The organism is Pseudomonas sp. C9, assembly GCF_002000165.1.
In the GTDB taxonomy this organism is placed as follows: Bacteria; Pseudomonadota; Gammaproteobacteria; order Pseudomonadales; family Pseudomonadaceae; genus Aquipseudomonas.
This window is the reverse complement of record NZ_MPAK01000001.1, coordinates 631,940-646,837: the sequence shown is the minus strand read 5'-3', so window position 1 is coordinate 646,837 and position 14,898 is coordinate 631,940. Positions and strand designations below refer to the sequence as shown.

18 protein-coding genes are annotated in these 14,898 nt (G+C 59.0%); 16 read left to right on the top strand and 2 right to left on the bottom strand.

All coding sequences use genetic code 11. The features are described from left to right. The first annotated feature begins 1 nt into the window (after position 1). The 16 genes from BMS17_RS03025 (at position 2) to BMS17_RS02950 (ending at position 12,838) form a co-directional block, all read left to right on the top strand. Positions 2 to 547: a PilN domain-containing protein gene (locus tag BMS17_RS03025; RefSeq protein WP_046027973.1), complete on the top strand. Its 546-nt coding sequence runs from the start codon at positions 2 to 4 to the stop codon at positions 545 to 547. After that, on the top strand, positions 534 to 1,082 hold the full coding sequence (locus BMS17_RS03020) for a GspMb/PilO family protein (RefSeq protein ID WP_077430391.1): 549 nt from the start codon (positions 534 to 536) through the stop codon (positions 1,080 to 1,082). The genes BMS17_RS03025 and BMS17_RS03020 overlap by 14 nt, the downstream gene beginning before the upstream one ends. Further along, the gene (locus tag BMS17_RS03015) at positions 1,082 to 1,603 is read left to right on the top strand and encodes a hypothetical protein (RefSeq protein WP_046027971.1); all 522 of its coding nucleotides are present in this window, start codon (positions 1,082 to 1,084) and stop codon (positions 1,601 to 1,603) included. The genes BMS17_RS03020 and BMS17_RS03015 overlap by 1 nt, the downstream gene beginning before the upstream one ends. Beyond that, positions 1,600 to 3,474 (top strand): secretin N-terminal domain-containing protein, encoded by a 1,875-nt coding sequence (locus BMS17_RS03010; RefSeq protein ID WP_077430390.1) that lies wholly within the window; start codon positions 1,600 to 1,602, stop codon positions 3,472 to 3,474. Before BMS17_RS03015 ends, BMS17_RS03010 begins: the two co-directional genes overlap by 4 nt. Before the next feature lie 2 nt (positions 3,475 to 3,476). Next, positions 3,477 to 3,950, top strand: coding sequence for a type II secretion system protein (locus BMS17_RS03005; protein WP_077430389.1), 474 nt, complete (start codon positions 3,477 to 3,479; stop codon positions 3,948 to 3,950). A gap of 4 nt (positions 3,951 to 3,954) precedes the next feature. After that, positions 3,955 to 4,329 carry a type II secretion system protein gene (locus tag BMS17_RS03000; protein WP_046027968.1) on the top strand — a complete coding sequence of 125 codons (375 nt, stop codon included), beginning with the start codon at positions 3,955 to 3,957 and terminating at the stop codon, positions 4,327 to 4,329. Beyond that, positions 4,304 to 4,843, top strand: a complete 540-nt coding sequence (locus BMS17_RS02995; protein ID WP_046027967.1) for a type II secretion system protein — start codon at positions 4,304 to 4,306, stop codon at positions 4,841 to 4,843. Before BMS17_RS03000 ends, BMS17_RS02995 begins: the two co-directional genes overlap by 26 nt. After that, a complete protein-coding gene (gene csgE / locus BMS17_RS02990) occupies positions 4,840 to 5,232 on the top strand; it encodes a curli production assembly/transport protein CsgE (protein ID WP_046027966.1) in 393 nt (130 codons plus the stop codon). The genes BMS17_RS02995 and csgE overlap by 4 nt, the downstream gene beginning before the upstream one ends. Continuing rightward, complete coding sequence (locus BMS17_RS02985; protein ID WP_046027965.1) at positions 5,229 to 5,648, top strand: curli assembly protein CsgF; 420 nt, start codon at positions 5,229 to 5,231, stop codon at positions 5,646 to 5,648. Before csgE ends, BMS17_RS02985 begins: the two co-directional genes overlap by 4 nt. A 31-nt stretch (positions 5,649 to 5,679) precedes the next feature. After that, positions 5,680 to 6,537: a CsgG/HfaB family protein gene (locus BMS17_RS02980; RefSeq protein ID WP_046027964.1), complete on the top strand. Its 858-nt coding sequence runs from the start codon at positions 5,680 to 5,682 to the stop codon at positions 6,535 to 6,537. Between the two features lie 321 nt (positions 6,538 to 6,858). Beyond that, the gene (locus BMS17_RS02975) at positions 6,859 to 7,770 is read left to right on the top strand and encodes a TauD/TfdA family dioxygenase (RefSeq protein ID WP_077430388.1); all 912 of its coding nucleotides are present in this window, start codon (positions 6,859 to 6,861) and stop codon (positions 7,768 to 7,770) included. A gap of 36 nt (positions 7,771 to 7,806) precedes the next feature. After that, complete coding sequence (locus tag BMS17_RS02970; RefSeq protein ID WP_077430387.1) at positions 7,807 to 8,919, top strand: ABC transporter substrate-binding protein; 1,113 nt, start codon at positions 7,807 to 7,809, stop codon at positions 8,917 to 8,919. Between the two features lie 4 nt (positions 8,920 to 8,923). Beyond that, positions 8,924 to 9,826 carry an ABC transporter permease gene (locus tag BMS17_RS02965; RefSeq protein ID WP_077430386.1) on the top strand — a complete coding sequence of 301 codons (903 nt, stop codon included), beginning with the start codon at positions 8,924 to 8,926 and terminating at the stop codon, positions 9,824 to 9,826. Further along, positions 9,823 to 10,608 (top strand): ABC transporter permease, encoded by a 786-nt coding sequence (locus BMS17_RS02960; protein WP_046027960.1) that lies wholly within the window; start codon positions 9,823 to 9,825, stop codon positions 10,606 to 10,608. Before BMS17_RS02965 ends, BMS17_RS02960 begins: the two co-directional genes overlap by 4 nt. Positions 10,609 to 10,633: 25 nt before the next feature. Continuing rightward, positions 10,634 to 11,398 carry an ABC transporter ATP-binding protein gene (locus BMS17_RS02955; protein WP_046027959.1) on the top strand — a complete coding sequence of 255 codons (765 nt, stop codon included), beginning with the start codon at positions 10,634 to 10,636 and terminating at the stop codon, positions 11,396 to 11,398. Positions 11,399 to 11,455: 57 nt separating this feature from the next. Next, positions 11,456 to 12,838 (top strand): LLM class flavin-dependent oxidoreductase, encoded by a 1,383-nt coding sequence (locus BMS17_RS02950; protein WP_077430385.1) that lies wholly within the window; start codon positions 11,456 to 11,458, stop codon positions 12,836 to 12,838. Positions 12,839 to 12,908: 70 nt separating this feature from the next. On the opposite strand, the gene BMS17_RS02945 is transcribed toward BMS17_RS02950, so the two are convergent. Next, entirely contained in the window at positions 12,909 to 14,354 is a 1,446-nt protein-coding gene (locus BMS17_RS02945) for a curlin (RefSeq protein WP_046027957.1), read from the bottom strand. A gap of 27 nt (positions 14,355 to 14,381) precedes the next feature. After that, on the bottom strand, positions 14,382 to 14,843 hold the full coding sequence (locus tag BMS17_RS02940) for a curlin (RefSeq protein WP_046027956.1): 462 nt from the start codon (positions 14,841 to 14,843) through the stop codon (positions 14,382 to 14,384). Positions 14,844 to 14,898: the final 55 nt, after the last annotated feature.

The following is a 14,898-nucleotide window of genomic DNA, read 5'->3' as shown; positions in this document are numbered from 1 at the left end:
CATGCGCCCGCTGATGCTCGACTTCCAGCCGCGTCGCCGTTCCGGTCCATTGGGCTGGAGCTTGCTGGGCGGTGGCGTGGTACTGGCGCTGGTGTGCGTCTTCGTCCAGCAACACCTCAATGACGAGGCCTCGCAGCAGCAAGGACATTTGCAGCACGCCCAGCGTGTCCTCACCGGAGACACCGGCAGCAAACCCACGCTGACCCCGGCCGAAACCCGCGAGCAGGCACAGAACCTGGCGGAAATGCGCAAGGTTTCACAGCAGCTGCGCCGGCCATGGGAGCGTCTGTTCGCCATGCTCGAAGCCATGCCGCGCGACAACATCGCCTTGCTGGCCCTGACCCCGGACGCGCGCAAGGGGCAGGTGCGGATCAGCGCCGAGGCGCGGGATCTGGAAGCCATGCTCGAATTTCACCAGCGTCTGGAAGCCAGCGAAGAGCTGTCCGACGTGTCGTTGCTCAGCCACGAAATCGTCGCCAACGTGCCGGAACACCCGGTGCAATTCAACCTGTCGGCCAGTTGGGAGATCGGCGATGCGAATCCCTAGATTGATCGTCCACGAATACCTGCAAGGCCTGGGCGTTCCTGGTCTGGCGGGCATGGCGCTGCTGGTGGTCGGCTTGGTGTATGGCCTGGGCGCGTTGATGCCGGACTGGCAAGCGCTGCAACAGCTGAGCCAGCAAACCCGCGAAGCCGGCGAGTACCTGGCCAAGGTTGAAGACGGCAGCGTCGCCGCCCCGGTGGTGCCGCAGCGCCAACTCGACGACTTCCGCAGCAAACTGCCGGCCCAGCCTCAGGCCACCGTGGCCATCGACAAAATCTACGCACTGGCCACGCAGGAACACATCACCCTGAGCCGCGGTGAGTACTCACTGGGCATCGATCCCAAGACGCACCTGGCCCGTTACCAGATTCTGCTGCCGGTGCGGGGCAGCTATCCGCAACTGCGGCGCTTCCTGCACGCCTTGCTCGGCCAGTTACCGGCGGTGGTGGTGGAGGACCTGGAGTTGCAGCGTAAAAAGATCGCCGACACCGACCTGACCGGGCGGATCCGCATGACCCTTTACCTGTCGAGGTCATGATGAATACCAAGCGCGTAGCGGGTTGGGTGGCGTTCTTCGGCGTGGCCGCGGGGCTGGCCTGGGGGCCTCAATACTTCCAACAGGCGGACGACGGTGATGATTCGGCCACTGCCGTGGCAACCGCCGGTAAAAACAAAACCGGTGGCGCGCTGTCGGCGGTATCCGCCAATGGCAAACCGGCGGTGATCAAGGACCTGAGCCCGTCCGGCGACCTGTTCGCCCCCCGCAGCTGGAAGCCGGCGCCGACGCTGGCCAGCGTCACCGAACAACAACTCGTCAACCAGACCCCAGTGGTACAAGCCCCCAGCGTACCGCCGATGCCATTCCAGTTCGTTGGCAAGCTTGATGACCATTCCGACCTGCAAATATTTTTGCTGAGCGGCGAAAAAATATACGTCGTACGCAAAGGGGATGTGATCGACGACACATGGAAGATCGAGCGGATATCCGATATGGAACTCAGCTTTGTCTACTTGCCTCTGCATTTGTCCCAGACTTTGTCTGTGGGGAGCGAGCAATGAACAGATCCCGTTTGCTGTTGAGCGTTTGCATCACTGCAGCGCTGGCTGCGTGTAGTTCGGCGCAGGTCGCTAACCAGGAGGCCACTGCACTGATCGAATCAGGGCAGTATGAAGCCGGCCTGGCACGCATTGAGGAAGGGTTGCGCGAAGACCCTCGCGATACTCAACTGCACATAGCCCTCAACAGCGGACGTGCCCTGGCAGTCAAGACGTTATTGACCCAGGCAGACATGGACCGCACACAACGCGATTTTGCTTCGGCGCGCATGGCCTACCACCGGGTATTGAACATCGAGCCGAACAACCGTCGCGCCCAGGACGCGCTGCGCCAACTCGACTACCTGCGCAGCATGGATGAAAAACTCGAACTGGCCCGTGGCGATCTGCGCCGTGGCGATATCTACGGTGCCGACCGTCAGGTCAAACAGATCCTCGAACTCGACCCCAAGAACGAGGGGGCCATGGAGCTGCAAGGCAACATCCGCCTGGTGCAGAGCCGCAACGTGGTGCCGTACCCACAGCTGCGTACTCGTCTGGACCGGCCGGTGACCCTGGAGTTTCGCGACGCCAACTTGAAAACCATCTTCGAAGTCTTGTCCCAGGTGGCAGGTTTGAATTTCATCTTCGACAAGGACCTGCGCCCGGACATGAAAGCCACGATCTTCGTGCGTGACGTGCGCATTGAGGACGCCGTGCAACTGCTGCTGCAACAGAACCAGTTGCACCAGAAAGTGGTGAATGAGAACACGTTGCTGATCTACCCGGATTCACCACAGAAACTCAAGGACTACCAAGAGCTGGTGATGCGCACGTTCTACCTGACCAGCATTGATGCGAACACCGCACTGAACATGGTCAAGACCATGCTCAAGACCCGCGACGTGTTTGTCGACGAACGCCTCAACACCTTGACCATGCGCGACACTGAAGACGCCGTTCGCATGGCGGAAAAGCTCCTGCAATCGCAAGACCAGTCCAATCCGGAAGTGGTACTGGAAGTGGAAGTGATGGAAGTCGCCACCCAGCGGATTCTCGACCTTGGCCTGCAATGGCCGAACACCTTCGGCGTGATTAATAGCGATGGTTCGGCGGTGTCCGTTCTCGATCAACTCAAAGGCATCGACTCCAGCCGGATCACCATCAACCCATCGCCTCAGGCCAAGATCAACGCCCAGGACAAAGACATCAACACCCTGGCCAGCCCGGTGATTCGGGTCAGCAACCGCGAACAGGCGCGCATCCACATCGGTCAGCGCGTGCCGATCATCAGCGCCACCTCGGTGCCTTCGACCCAGGGCCCGGTGATCACCGAAAGCGTGACCTACCTTGACGTCGGTCTCAAGCTCGAAGTGCAACCCATCGTGCACCTGAACAACGAAGTAGCGATCAAGATCGCGCTGGAAGTCAGTAACGCCACGCCGCTGACGCCGACCGCTCAGGGCACCATTCCGGTCCAGGTCGATACCCGCAATGCACAAACCACGCTGCGTCTGCATGACGGTGAAACCCAGATTCTCGCCGGCCTGATGCGTGATGACCATGGCAGCACCGGCAACAAGATTCCCGGCCTTGGCGACATTCCCGGTTTGGGCCGCTTGTTTGGCAGCAACAAGGACGACGTCAGCAAATCCGAGTTGGTGCTGTCGATTACCCCGCGGATCGTGCGCAACCTGCCGTACCAGAGCCCATCGGACATGGAATTCACGACCGGTACCGAAACCAGCATGCACATCCAGGCCCCGGACCGCCGGATGGAACCGCAGATCCAGAATGAGCACATTGATCGGCCAATGACTGGCATCAGCACCGAAGTGACTGTTGGCCGGCCGGTGGCGGCAGCCACCACTCAAGTGACCGTTGAGAAGCCTTGATCATGAACGCCTCGCAACGTGGTTTTACCTTGATCGAAGTCGTTGTGACGCTGGCCCTGATCGGCCTGCTGGCCGGCATGGCCGCGCCGCTGACCGAGACCGTGGTGCGCCGGGGCAAAGAGCAGGAGATGCGCAACGCGCTGTACCAGATTCGCGATGCCATCGACGCCTACAAACGTGCCTTTGACGCCGGTTATATCGAGAAGTCGCTCAGCAGCAACGGTTATCCACCGAACCTCAAAGTGTTGGTGGAAGGTGTGCGCGATGTGCGCAGCGCCAAGGGGGCCAAGTTCTACTTTTTGCGTCGGGTGCCTCATGACCCGCTGGCTGCGGTCAAGCGTGACGACGATGGGGGTTGGGGCGTGCGCTCTTATGACAGCTCGGCGCAAAACCCGCAGGAGGGCGAAGACGTCTTTGACGTTTATTCCAAGGCCCGCGGCAAGGGGCTCAACGGCATCGCGTACCGGGAGTGGTGAGCATATGCGTCGGGAAAAGGGTTTTACCCTACTGGAACTGATGGTGGTCATGGCAATCATCGCGACGTTGATGACCATCGCCTTGCCACGCTACTTCAACAGCCTCGAAGCGTCGAAAGAGACCACGCTGCGCCAGAGCCTGTCGGCCATGCGTGAAGCGCTGGACCACTATTACGGCGACACAGGGCGCTATCCCGATTCGCTCGATGAACTGGTTGAAAAGCGTTATCTGCGCAATTCACCGACGGATCCGATTGCCGAGCGCAAGGACACCTGGGTCTTGGTCGCGCCCCCTGACGGCGTGGCGGGCGGGGTGGCTGATATCAAAAGTGGAGCCACCGGGAGGGCGCATGATGGCAGCCTGTATTCCGAGTGGTAAGCCGGCCGACGAGGCGGGGTTCACTTACCTCGGTGTGCTGTTTCTGATCATGATCATGGGCATGGGCCTGGCCAGTGCCGGCGAGTTGTGGGCAACCGCTTCGCGCCGGGACCGCGAACGCCAATTGCTGTGGGTCGGGACCCAATACGCCCAGGCACTGCGCAGTTATTACCGCAGTTCGCCAGGTCTTGCGCAGTACCCCAAAGAGCTGGCCGACTTGATACAGGACGAGCGTTTCCCATCGCCCAAACACCATCTGCGGCAGTTGTACCCGGACCCGATTAACGGAGGAGGTGAATGGGAGTTGATGCGCGGTTTCGATGGGCGCATCACGGGCCTCAGCAGCGCCTCGACGGACACGCCGCTCAAGCAGACTGACTTCCCCAGTCAATGGTCCGATTTCGCCGGGATGGCGAGCTACAAGGACTGGCAGTTCGTGGCCGAGAAAGCCTTCAATGATGGTGCGTCCGGGCCCAAGCCTCAGTCCCAGACACCTCAGGCGCTGGCGCCATGACGAGGCGCTGGCTGGCGGCAGTGATCCTCACGTGCGTGGCGTCCTTCGCCAGCGCCGCTGAAGAGGACGAAATGCTCGGTTTCATCGTCGATGACACGATCTCGCACATCGGCCACGACTTTTACTATTCGTTCAGTGAACGAGTGCGTGCCTCCAGCCGGATGGATTTCAACCTGGTGGTTCGCGAACGTCCATCGGCGCGTTGGGGCAGCCTGGTGACCGTGGAATTTCGGCAGCGACTGGTTTATCGGCGCTTCCTGCCGCCAAACACCGTGGAACTCAAGGACGAAGCCTATGAGGCAGCCGACTTGGTCCGCGCGCAGATTGTCCGGCAGAAGCTGGAGGCTTTGTTGCAAGACACTACGGACCTGGAGAGGGACGAATTATGAAAACGAAAACGTTCTTGCAGTGCACCGGCATGCTACTGCTCGGGCTTGGAAGCGGTAGCGTGGTCCAGGCCACGGAGTTGGTTTACACCCCCATCAACCCCTCGTTCGGCGGCAACCCGTTGAACGGCACCTGGCTGCTCAACAACGCCCAGGCGCAGAACGACTACGACGACCCTGACCTGAAAAGCCGCACCGCTGTGGCCGGGACTTCGGCCTTGGAGCGGTTCACCAGTCAGTTGCAATCACGCTTGCTGGGGCAAGTGCTGGACAACATATCCTCGGGCAACTCGGGGAGCCTTTCTACCGACGCTTTTATCGTCAACGTTGTCGATGACTCCGGTGCACTGACCATTGAAGTGACGGACCGATCGACCGGTGAAGTGTCGGAAATTCAGGTGAATGGCCTGGCCCCTTGAGGGGGTTTTGGGACGATGGGGAGTTAGGGATATGAAAAAAATAATAGCGCTAGGGCTGATGGTGGCAATGTTGCAAGGCTGTAATCTGCGTCAGCCGATGTCGGCCGAGCAGGACACCGAAACCCCGACCCTGACACCTCGGGCGTCGACCTATTACGACTTGTTGGCCTTGCCTCGACCCAAGGGCCGGTTGATGGCAGTGGTGTACGGTTTTCGCGATCAGACGGGGCAGTACAAACCGACCCCGGCGAGTTCGTTTTCGACCAGTGTGACTCAGGGTGCGGCGAGTATGTTGATGGATGCATTGCAGGCCAGCGGCTGGTTTGTGGTGCTGGAACGTGAAGGTCTGCAGAACCTGCTGACCGAGCGCAAGATCATTCGTGCCTCGCAAAAAAAACCTAATACGCCGGTGAATATCCAGGGTGAGCTGCCTCCGCTGCAAGCGGCGAACATGATGCTCGAGGGGGGGATCATTGCCTATGACACCAATGTGCGCAGTGGAGGGGAGGGCGCGCGTTATCTGGGGATCGATATTTCCCGGGAGTATCGGGTGGATCAGGTGACGGTGAACTTGCGGGCGGTGGATGTGCGCAGTGGGCAGGTGCTGGCTAACGTGATGACGAGCAAGACGATTTATTCCGTTGGCCGCAGTGCGGGGGTGTTCAAGTTTATCGAGTTCAAGAAGTTGCTTGAGGCTGAGGTGGGGTACACCACGAACGAGCCGGCGCAGTTGTGTGTGTTGTCGGCGATTGAGTCGGCTGTGGGGCATTTGCTGGCGCAGGGGATTGAGCGGAAGTTGTGGCAGGTGGCGGGGGATAATACGCCTGACGCTAATGCGACGCTGGACCGGTACCTGACTCAGACCAAGGTTGATCCGGAGAGTGAGTGAGCGCCGGGGCGGCCTTCGGGTCAACCTGGCTCTTCCCCTTGATGTACCCAGGTCAAAATAGGGAAGCTGGCTGCGATTGGCCGATTGATACCCTTTCTCAAAGACGGCTATCGAAACGGATACTCGTATCGATATTCGTTCGTCTATTCAACTAAAAAGTAATTAGCTAATAACCGTGTTCTTATAGCTTTTCGCTGAATTTAATCGAGGCTTAAGCATATGGATGCACTTATATCTTTATAATAATTTGTGATTGGTCAGGGCTGCTTTTATGTCTTTATGATCTGTCTCACAACAACTCGTGAGACAGGAGGTAGCTCGATGACAATTCAAATCAAACCGGTCGCGGGTCGAATTGGCGCGCAATTGGAAGGCGTTAAATTAGATGGGTATATCAGTGCTGAACAATTCGAGTTTATTAATCAAGCACTGCTGAAATACAAAGTTCTGTTCTTTCGCGACCAACATCTGGATGACGCTGAACACGAAGCCTTTTCCCGGCGCTTCGGTGACCAGGTGCCGCATCCAACCGTACGTTCTGCTGAGCAAAGCACCGCCATTCTGCACCTTGATGCCAAGGAAACCCGGGCCAACTCCTGGCATACCGATGTGACCTTCGTTGCCAATTACCCGAAAATATCCATCTTGCGCGGTGTGGTCATTCCGCCTTACGGCGGCGACACGGTATGGGCTAATACGGCGGCAGCCTACGCTGATTTGCCCGAGCCATTAAAACAACTTGCAGATAATCTGCGCGCGTTACACACCAACTTATATGACTATGCGGCGCCGCGTAATACCGATGAGTCGGGTATTAAACGTTATCGCGAACAGTTTGCGGCTGAAGTCTACGAGACTGAACATCCATTGGTGCGGGTGCATCCGGAGTCGGGTGAAAGAAGTTTGTTGTTGGGGCACTTTGTCAAACAGATACAGGGCGTAAGTCATGGTGATTCGAAACAACTGATTCGCTTGTTCCACGACCGTATTACCCATGTCGACAACACTGTGCGCTGGCGCTGGCAGGAGGGCGATGTGGTGATCTGGGACAACCGCGCCACGCAGCACATTGCGATCAACGACTACGGCGACGCCCAGCGCATCGTGCGCCGGACCACCATCGACGGTGATGTGCCGGTGGGGGTGGATGGTCGCTTGAGCCAGGCGATCAAGCCAAGCCCGGACACCCGCTCGCCGAAAACCGAAGCCGACAAAAAACATCTCGCCGCCTGACCGGCCGACTCTCATTGATTCAAGGAAGACGTGTCCATGGCCTCATTCAAAGCTGAATTCCTGTTTCGCAAGGGCCGCATCGCTGCCGCGCTCGCGGTGGTACTGACGGTACCGTTGGCCCAGGCTGATGTAGTGCGTATTGGTGTAGCGACGGCTGGCGGCGGTGACCCGGTCACCTTCAGTGGCTCGACGTTGGGCATCGTGCGTAACCAGCAATTGTTGGAGAAAGCCTTCGCTGGAAGCGGAACCGAGGTGCAATGGTTCTTCTTCAAGGGGGCAGGTCCGGCCGTCAACGAAGCCCTGTCAAACCAGCAACTCGACTTCGCTTACCAGGGCGATCTGCCCGCAGTCGTCGGGCGCTCCAATGGACTGGACACCAAGTTGCTGGCGGCATTGGGTGTACGCGCCAATCTTTACCTGGCCGTGCCCAAGGGCTCTCCCATCAAAAGCATTGAGGATCTGAAAGACAAAAAAGTCGCCCTGTTTCGTGGCACCAACGGCCACCTGGTGGCAATCAACCTCTTGGCGGAGCACGGTCTTACCGAACGCGAAATCAAGGTGATCAACCTCGATACCGGCAGCACTCAAGCTGCATTGGTATCCAATGGGGTAGATGCCGCATTTGGCGGTCGCGAACTGTTCAAACTGCGCGATAAAGGTCTGATCGACATCGTTTACGACAACCCCACTCAGGATGTGCGCTACACCCGGCAGACTGCACTGGTGGTTCGGGGGGCCTATGAAAAAGAACACCCGGACAACGTGCAAAAGGTCGTCGATACGCTAGTGGACGCGGCGAAATGGACGTCGGAAGACAGCCATCGTGACGCGGTCTTCACTGAATGGGCCAAGAGTAATGAGCCTGCAGAATCACTGCGCGCCGACTTTACCGGGGTCAGCATCAGGGACAGGGCTTCGCCTCTGGTCGACAACTTCTTGCTGAGTCGCTATCAGGCTGTGGCGGATCAAGCCAAGGAAGAAAAACTGATCCGTCGCCCCGTCAGTATCGATGGCTGGTTCGAGACCCGTTATTTGCAAAAATCCCTCAAAACCAAGGGGCTTGAGAATTACTGGACGCCCTACGGACCGGATGGCAAACAGCCGGCTGGTAATGCAGTAGCGGCCGCGACCAGCAAGCAAGGGAGCTAGGCAAATGGCCAGGGCACAGACCGTCAGACTAGAGCCGTACACGGCGCCGGCACCGAACGACAACGTCAAACGTTTTCCACCGTCACCGGCCCGCCCAGTACGCAAGGTTGAGGTGTCGCGCACCTCAGCCTGGCGCGTCAGTCTGGGTGACAAGGCCTTGCCCTGGCTGTTGCCGCTGGTGTTGCTGGGCTTATGGTACCTGGGGGTGGAACGCGGCTGGCTTTCAGAGCAGGTGCTGCCACCACCCGTCTACGTTTACCAGACCTTGTCGGACCTGGTCACCAGCGGTGATCTCTGGCTCAACGCCTCCGCCAGCCTGCAGCGGGTGGTCGTCGGATTTACATTGGGCGCCTTGATCGGCATCGCTCTGGGCCTGGCCATGGGATTGTCCAGGACCCTGGAGGATTATCTGTTACCCACCTTCAACGCACTGGTGCAAATACCGGTATTGGGCTGGTTACCGTTTGCCCTGTTGCTGTTCGGCATCGGTGAGACGCTCAAGTATGTGCTGATTGCCAAGGCGGCCTTGGTGCCGATCACGCTGTGTACCTTGCAGGCTTTCCGCCAGGCGCCCAAAGGGTTGTTGGAAGTCGGCCGGGCCTACGGTTTCAGTCGTCGGCAAAGCGTCACCTCCATCGTCTTGCCTGCGGCGATCCCGACGTTGTTTACCGGTTTGCGTCTGGGCTTCACCAAAGCCTGGTTATCGCTGGTAGTGGTCGAATTGGTGGCATCGAGTGAGGGGCTGGGGTACCTGATCGTCTACGGGCGCCAGCTGTTTCAGCTGGACCTGGTGATGGCGGCCGTTGTGGTGGTGGGTGCGCTGGGCCTGTTGATAGACCGCGGTTTCGATTACGCGGAGAAACGCCTCAATCGGGGGCGGCCAACGGCCGGGGGGCGCCTGTCATGAGTGCGATCTTGTCAGTCGGTCGCGGTAGCCGCCGATATCGCGGTTGGATCTTGCCCATTGCCGCCATAGCCGTCTGGTGGCTGGCTTCAAACCAGGGATGGAGCCAATCGGGGCTGTTCGTTTCGCCAGAAAAAGTCGCTGCTACGGCCTGGGATCAAATGGCCTCGGGCAAATTCTGGCGGGCAATTTCTGCCAGCCTGGCGCGCAACCTCAGTGGCTTTTTTATCGGTACCACGCTGGGCCTGGTACTGGGTTGCCTGTTGGGCCTGTCGCGGTATTTCGAGCGATTAGTCGGGCCGAGCTTCAATACCTTCAAGCAAATCTCTCTGTTCGCCTGGATTCCGTTGATCTCGGTGTGGTTCGGCCTGGGCGATGTGGCCAAGGTGGTGTTCTTGTCATTGGCCGCACTGGTGCCGGTGGTGGTGAATACCTGTGACGGTTTGCGCAACGTCCCGCCCAACCTGTTGGAGGTGGCGCGGGTGTATGGCTTCACCCGTTGGCAAACCATCATCGGGGTGATGCTGCCTTCCGCCTTACCGTCGATTTTCACGGGGCTTTACCTGGCGCTGGTCTATTCCTGGCTGGCGACCATCGGCGCGGAGTACCTGTTGGTATCAGGGGAGGGGATTGGCAACACGCTGATTGATGGCAGCGAACATTTCATGATGGACCTGGTGTTGTTTGGAATGGTGATTATCGGCCTGGTGGGCTGGGGCCTCAACGCATTGGCGCGGACACTTGAGCGGCGGATGCAGCGCCTGTATGGCATCGCTCCTCGTTGATTGGCACTTTCAAAAGGATCGCAACATGCTCAACAACGGCCTGACCCTGGAAAACATCAGCAAGCGTTTCGCTTCCCGACCGGGTAGTTCGACTCAATTGCAAGTACTCGACAACATCCAGCTCGACATTGCGCCTGGCGAGTTCATCAGCATCGTCGGCGCCAGTGGCTGCGGCAAATCCACGCTGCTGCGACTGATACTTGGCCTGGACGAAGAATACGACGGGCGCATCCTGCTCGATGGCAAACCCATTGACGGCACTGGCCTGGAACGCGGCATCGTCTTTCAGGATCACCGCTTGTTCCCTTGGCTCAACGTCGAGCAGAACGTCGCTGTTGGCCTCAAGAACTCACCCCTGAGCGCCCGGCAGAAACGCGACACTGTGCGCGAGCACGTCGAACTGGTCGGCTTGCACGATTTTATCGATGCCTATCCGCATCAGATATCCGGCGGCATGGCGCAACGCGTGGCGATAGCCCGCGGCCTGGTCAACCGACCGAGCGTGCTGTTGCTGGATGAACCGCTGGGTGCACTCGATGCCTTGACCCGTGCGCGCCTGCAGGGCGAGCTGCAAAACATTTGGCTCAAGGAAAAAATCACCATGATCCTGGTCACCCACGATGTGGATGAGGCGGTATTCCTCGGCGATCGGGTGGTGGTCATGCAGCCCAATCCCGGCCGCATCCGACGCATTGTCGACATCGATCTACCGCGCTCGCGCAACCGCAGTGACAGCCGCTTCATCGCCCTGCGCGACGATGTGCTGAGTGATTTCGCCGAGCTGCACTAAGCCTTTGCGCCGCGCGCGAGCTCATCTTTTCAAGCGTGTTTTTTCAAGGAACGGGAAATGTCCGAACGCCAGCTCAGCCTTAACCTCTTTATCTACCCCAACGGCCATCACGAAGCCGCCTGGCGTCACCCACAGTCGGTGCCGGAATTCTCCATGGATATCGGCTATTACCAGCAATTGGCGCTACGCGCTGAACGCGAGAAGCTTGATGCGATTTTCTTCGCTGACTCGCCGTCACTGGCCGAAAGCGGGCGTGAAGGTTTGCGCATTCGTTTCGAACCCATTACCTGGCTGGCGGCCATTGCCGCGGTGACCCAACGCATAGGCCTGATCGCCACGGCCAGCACGACCTACAGCGAGCCCTACAACCTGGCTCGCTCGTTCAGTGCGCTGGACCACCTCAGCAAGGGTCGCGCCGGTTGGAATATCGTCACCACGTCGATGGCGGCAGCCGCCGCCAATTTTGGCCTGGAGCAACATCCGTCGGCTCATGACCGCTATGCCCAGGCCGAAGAATTCGTGCAGGTGGTCGGTGACCTGTGGGACAGCTGGGAGGACGATGCACTGGTGCTGGACAAGGCTTCCGGGGTGTTTGCCGACAGTGACAAGGTGCATTCGATCAACCACGTGGGCACTCACTACAAGGTCGCAGGCCCATTCAACTCGCCACGCTCCCCGCAGGGTCGACCGGTGCAGGTGCAGGCCGGCTCTTCCGAGGATGGCCGCGATTTCGCCTCCAGGCATGCTGAAGCGATTTTTACCGCGCACCAGACCCTGCAAAGCGCGACTGAATTCGCCAACGATATCCGTGCCCGGGCGAAGGCGGTGGGGCGTGACCCTCGTCAGCTGAAAATTCTCCCAGGCATCAGCCCGTACATCGGCAGCACCGAAGCCGAGGCCCAGCGCAAGTTCGACGAGCTCAACGAGTTGGTGCTGCCGCACGTTTCACTCGGCCAGCTACGCCGCATGTTGGGGGTCGACCTGTCCGGTCACGATCTGGATGCGCCATTCCCGCGCCAATTGATCAACTTCGACAGCAGCGAAAGCCAGTCCAGTCGTTTCAAGTTGATCATCGACATCGTCGACCGCGAGAAGCCGACGCTGCGCCAGCTGATTAATCGCCTGGCCGGAGCTCGCGGGCATTGGGTGCCGGTCGGTACGCCGGTGCAGATTGCCGACCTGATTGAGCAGTGGTTCCGCAGTGGCGCTGCTGATGGTTTCAACGTGATGCCGCCAGCGTTCCCCGAGGGCTTTGAAGTGTTCCTCGATGAAGTGCTGCCGATTCTGCGCAAGCGTGGCCTGTTCCGAACTGAATATGCGGGAAGTACGCTGCGAGAGCATTATGGTCTGAGTCGCCCGGTTTCGCGTTTTGCCTTGAAGTCCGCCTCATCGATCTCGCCATTGCGCAACGGAGTGCAATCGCTTCCAGATTTTGTTTGATTTCTTTATCCGCCAAAATAAAAAACCGCGACCCAGCACCAAGGGTCGCGGTTCATTTCCCCCCATTAAATCATTGCTGTAGCACGGTGGCCTTGTTGGTACTGCCATATTGCTGCACGGTTGCCGTCTGGGTCATGCCGCTTTGGTCGACGCTGGCAATGTTGCCGCTGCCCCCCTGGGTCACATAGGCCACGTTCATGGTGTCAGCCTGTTTGACCGTGATCATGTTGTCGCTGCCGTATTGTGCGGTGTATGCCTGGTTGCTGCTGCCGGACTGGTCGAACTCGGTGCTGTTGCCGTAACCGTTGCTGCTGCCTTGCGCCAGGTTGGTCTCACCGCGCTGGTCGGAGATCAGGATGTTGTCGCTGCCGTTTTGGTCGAAGTACAGCTCGTTGTAGGAATCAGCCTGGCTGACCGTGGTTTTGTTCCCGGTGCCGGACTGGTTGGTGGTCATGATGTGGCCGGTGTCTTTTTGGGTGAAGTTGGCGACGTTGTTGCTGCCGTACTGATTGACGGTTGCCATTTGGTTGCTGCCGAACTGGCCACCCGCTTGCGGACCTTTCCAGTTGCTGGCGTAGACCTTGTTGCCGTCACCCATCGAGGTGGCGTTGAGTACATGGCCGTCGCCGGTTTGATAGGTGAAATGCACGTTGCCCGTGCCCTGTTGGTACAGCGCGACGGTCGAGCTGAGGGACTCGAACTGGTCGGCGTAGATGGCGTTGAGGTCGCCAACTTGCAGCACTGTCGCGGAGTTGTTTTCGCCGAAGCTCTGGTCGACTACGGTTTCGTTGGACTGCCCGTATTGATTGATGGTGGTTTCGCTGGCGAGTTGGCTGTCTTGCCAGACTTCGGTGCCGTTGAGGTCGCCGTACTGGTTGATGGTCAGGGTGCTGCCGTCACCGTCACGTTGGTCGCCGTAGGCATAGTTGCCGCTGCCGGCCTGGTTGATGCCAATCTGGCCGTTGGTCTGGAACGTCTGTTCAGCGGTGCCGTAGTTGCCGTTGCCGTACTGGATGACTGTCGCGTTATTGGCGACGCCCAGTTCAGTCTGTTCGATGTTGGCTTCGTTGTTGTCACCGAACTGGTAGGTCTTGGCGGTCGTAGCGTCCTGACTGTCCTGATAGATGAACGAGAAGTTGCCGCTGCCTGACTGTTGTTGCAGCGCCTCGCTACTGCCCACACCGATTGACTGGCTGGCATGGCTGACGTTCAGGGAGCCGACCTGTTGCTGGGTAATGGTGCTGCCGTCTTCGAATAACTGCTCGGCATAGCCGGCGTTGTATTCACCGACCTGGTTCTGGTCGATGGTACTGCTGGCGTGGTCTTGCACCGCCGCCGCGTCGTTGCCCAGCCCCTGTTGCTGCTGGGTGGCGGTGCTGAACGGGGCCACGGTCTGTTTGACATCGGCGATGTTGGTATCACCGAACTGACTCTGGTTGGAAACGCTGTCATCGGCGATGGCCTGGGCACTGACAATGACCAGGATGGCGGCGGTAAGGGGCGTCAGTTTGAACATGGTGAAACCTCCAAAGTGATGCAGTGCTTAGCGATATTGTTTGACCGAAACGCTCATGCCGTTGCCGGACTGGGTCACGGCGCTGGAGAGCCCCGTACCGGCCTGGTCGATGCTGGCGTCGTTGTTGTTGCCGTTCTGGGAAATCTGCGCACGGTTGTGGCTGCCGTTCTGGGTGATGGCGGCGTTATTGCCCGAACCTTGCTGGTTGATCATTGCCATCAGGTCGTTGCCTTGTTGCAGGATGTACGCTTCCTGATTACTGCCCGACTGGACAATGGTGCCGAGCAGCGACTGGCCGTTCTGCTGCAACAGCGCGACATTGGCCTGACCGTTCTGATCGATCAGCGCATGCTGGCCAACCGGCGGTGGCAACTCGCCAAGGTCGGTGCCCGGGCCGAGGTCGTCGTTTTCCATCAAGTCGTCGGCGCGCACGCCCGCACTGCTGCAAAGCAGGAGCAGGCAGAGCAGGGCGGCGGTCGGCGTTTTCATGATTCAATCCTTTGTCAAACGGCCTGCCCCATCCACCGTGACGGTGGATGGGGCG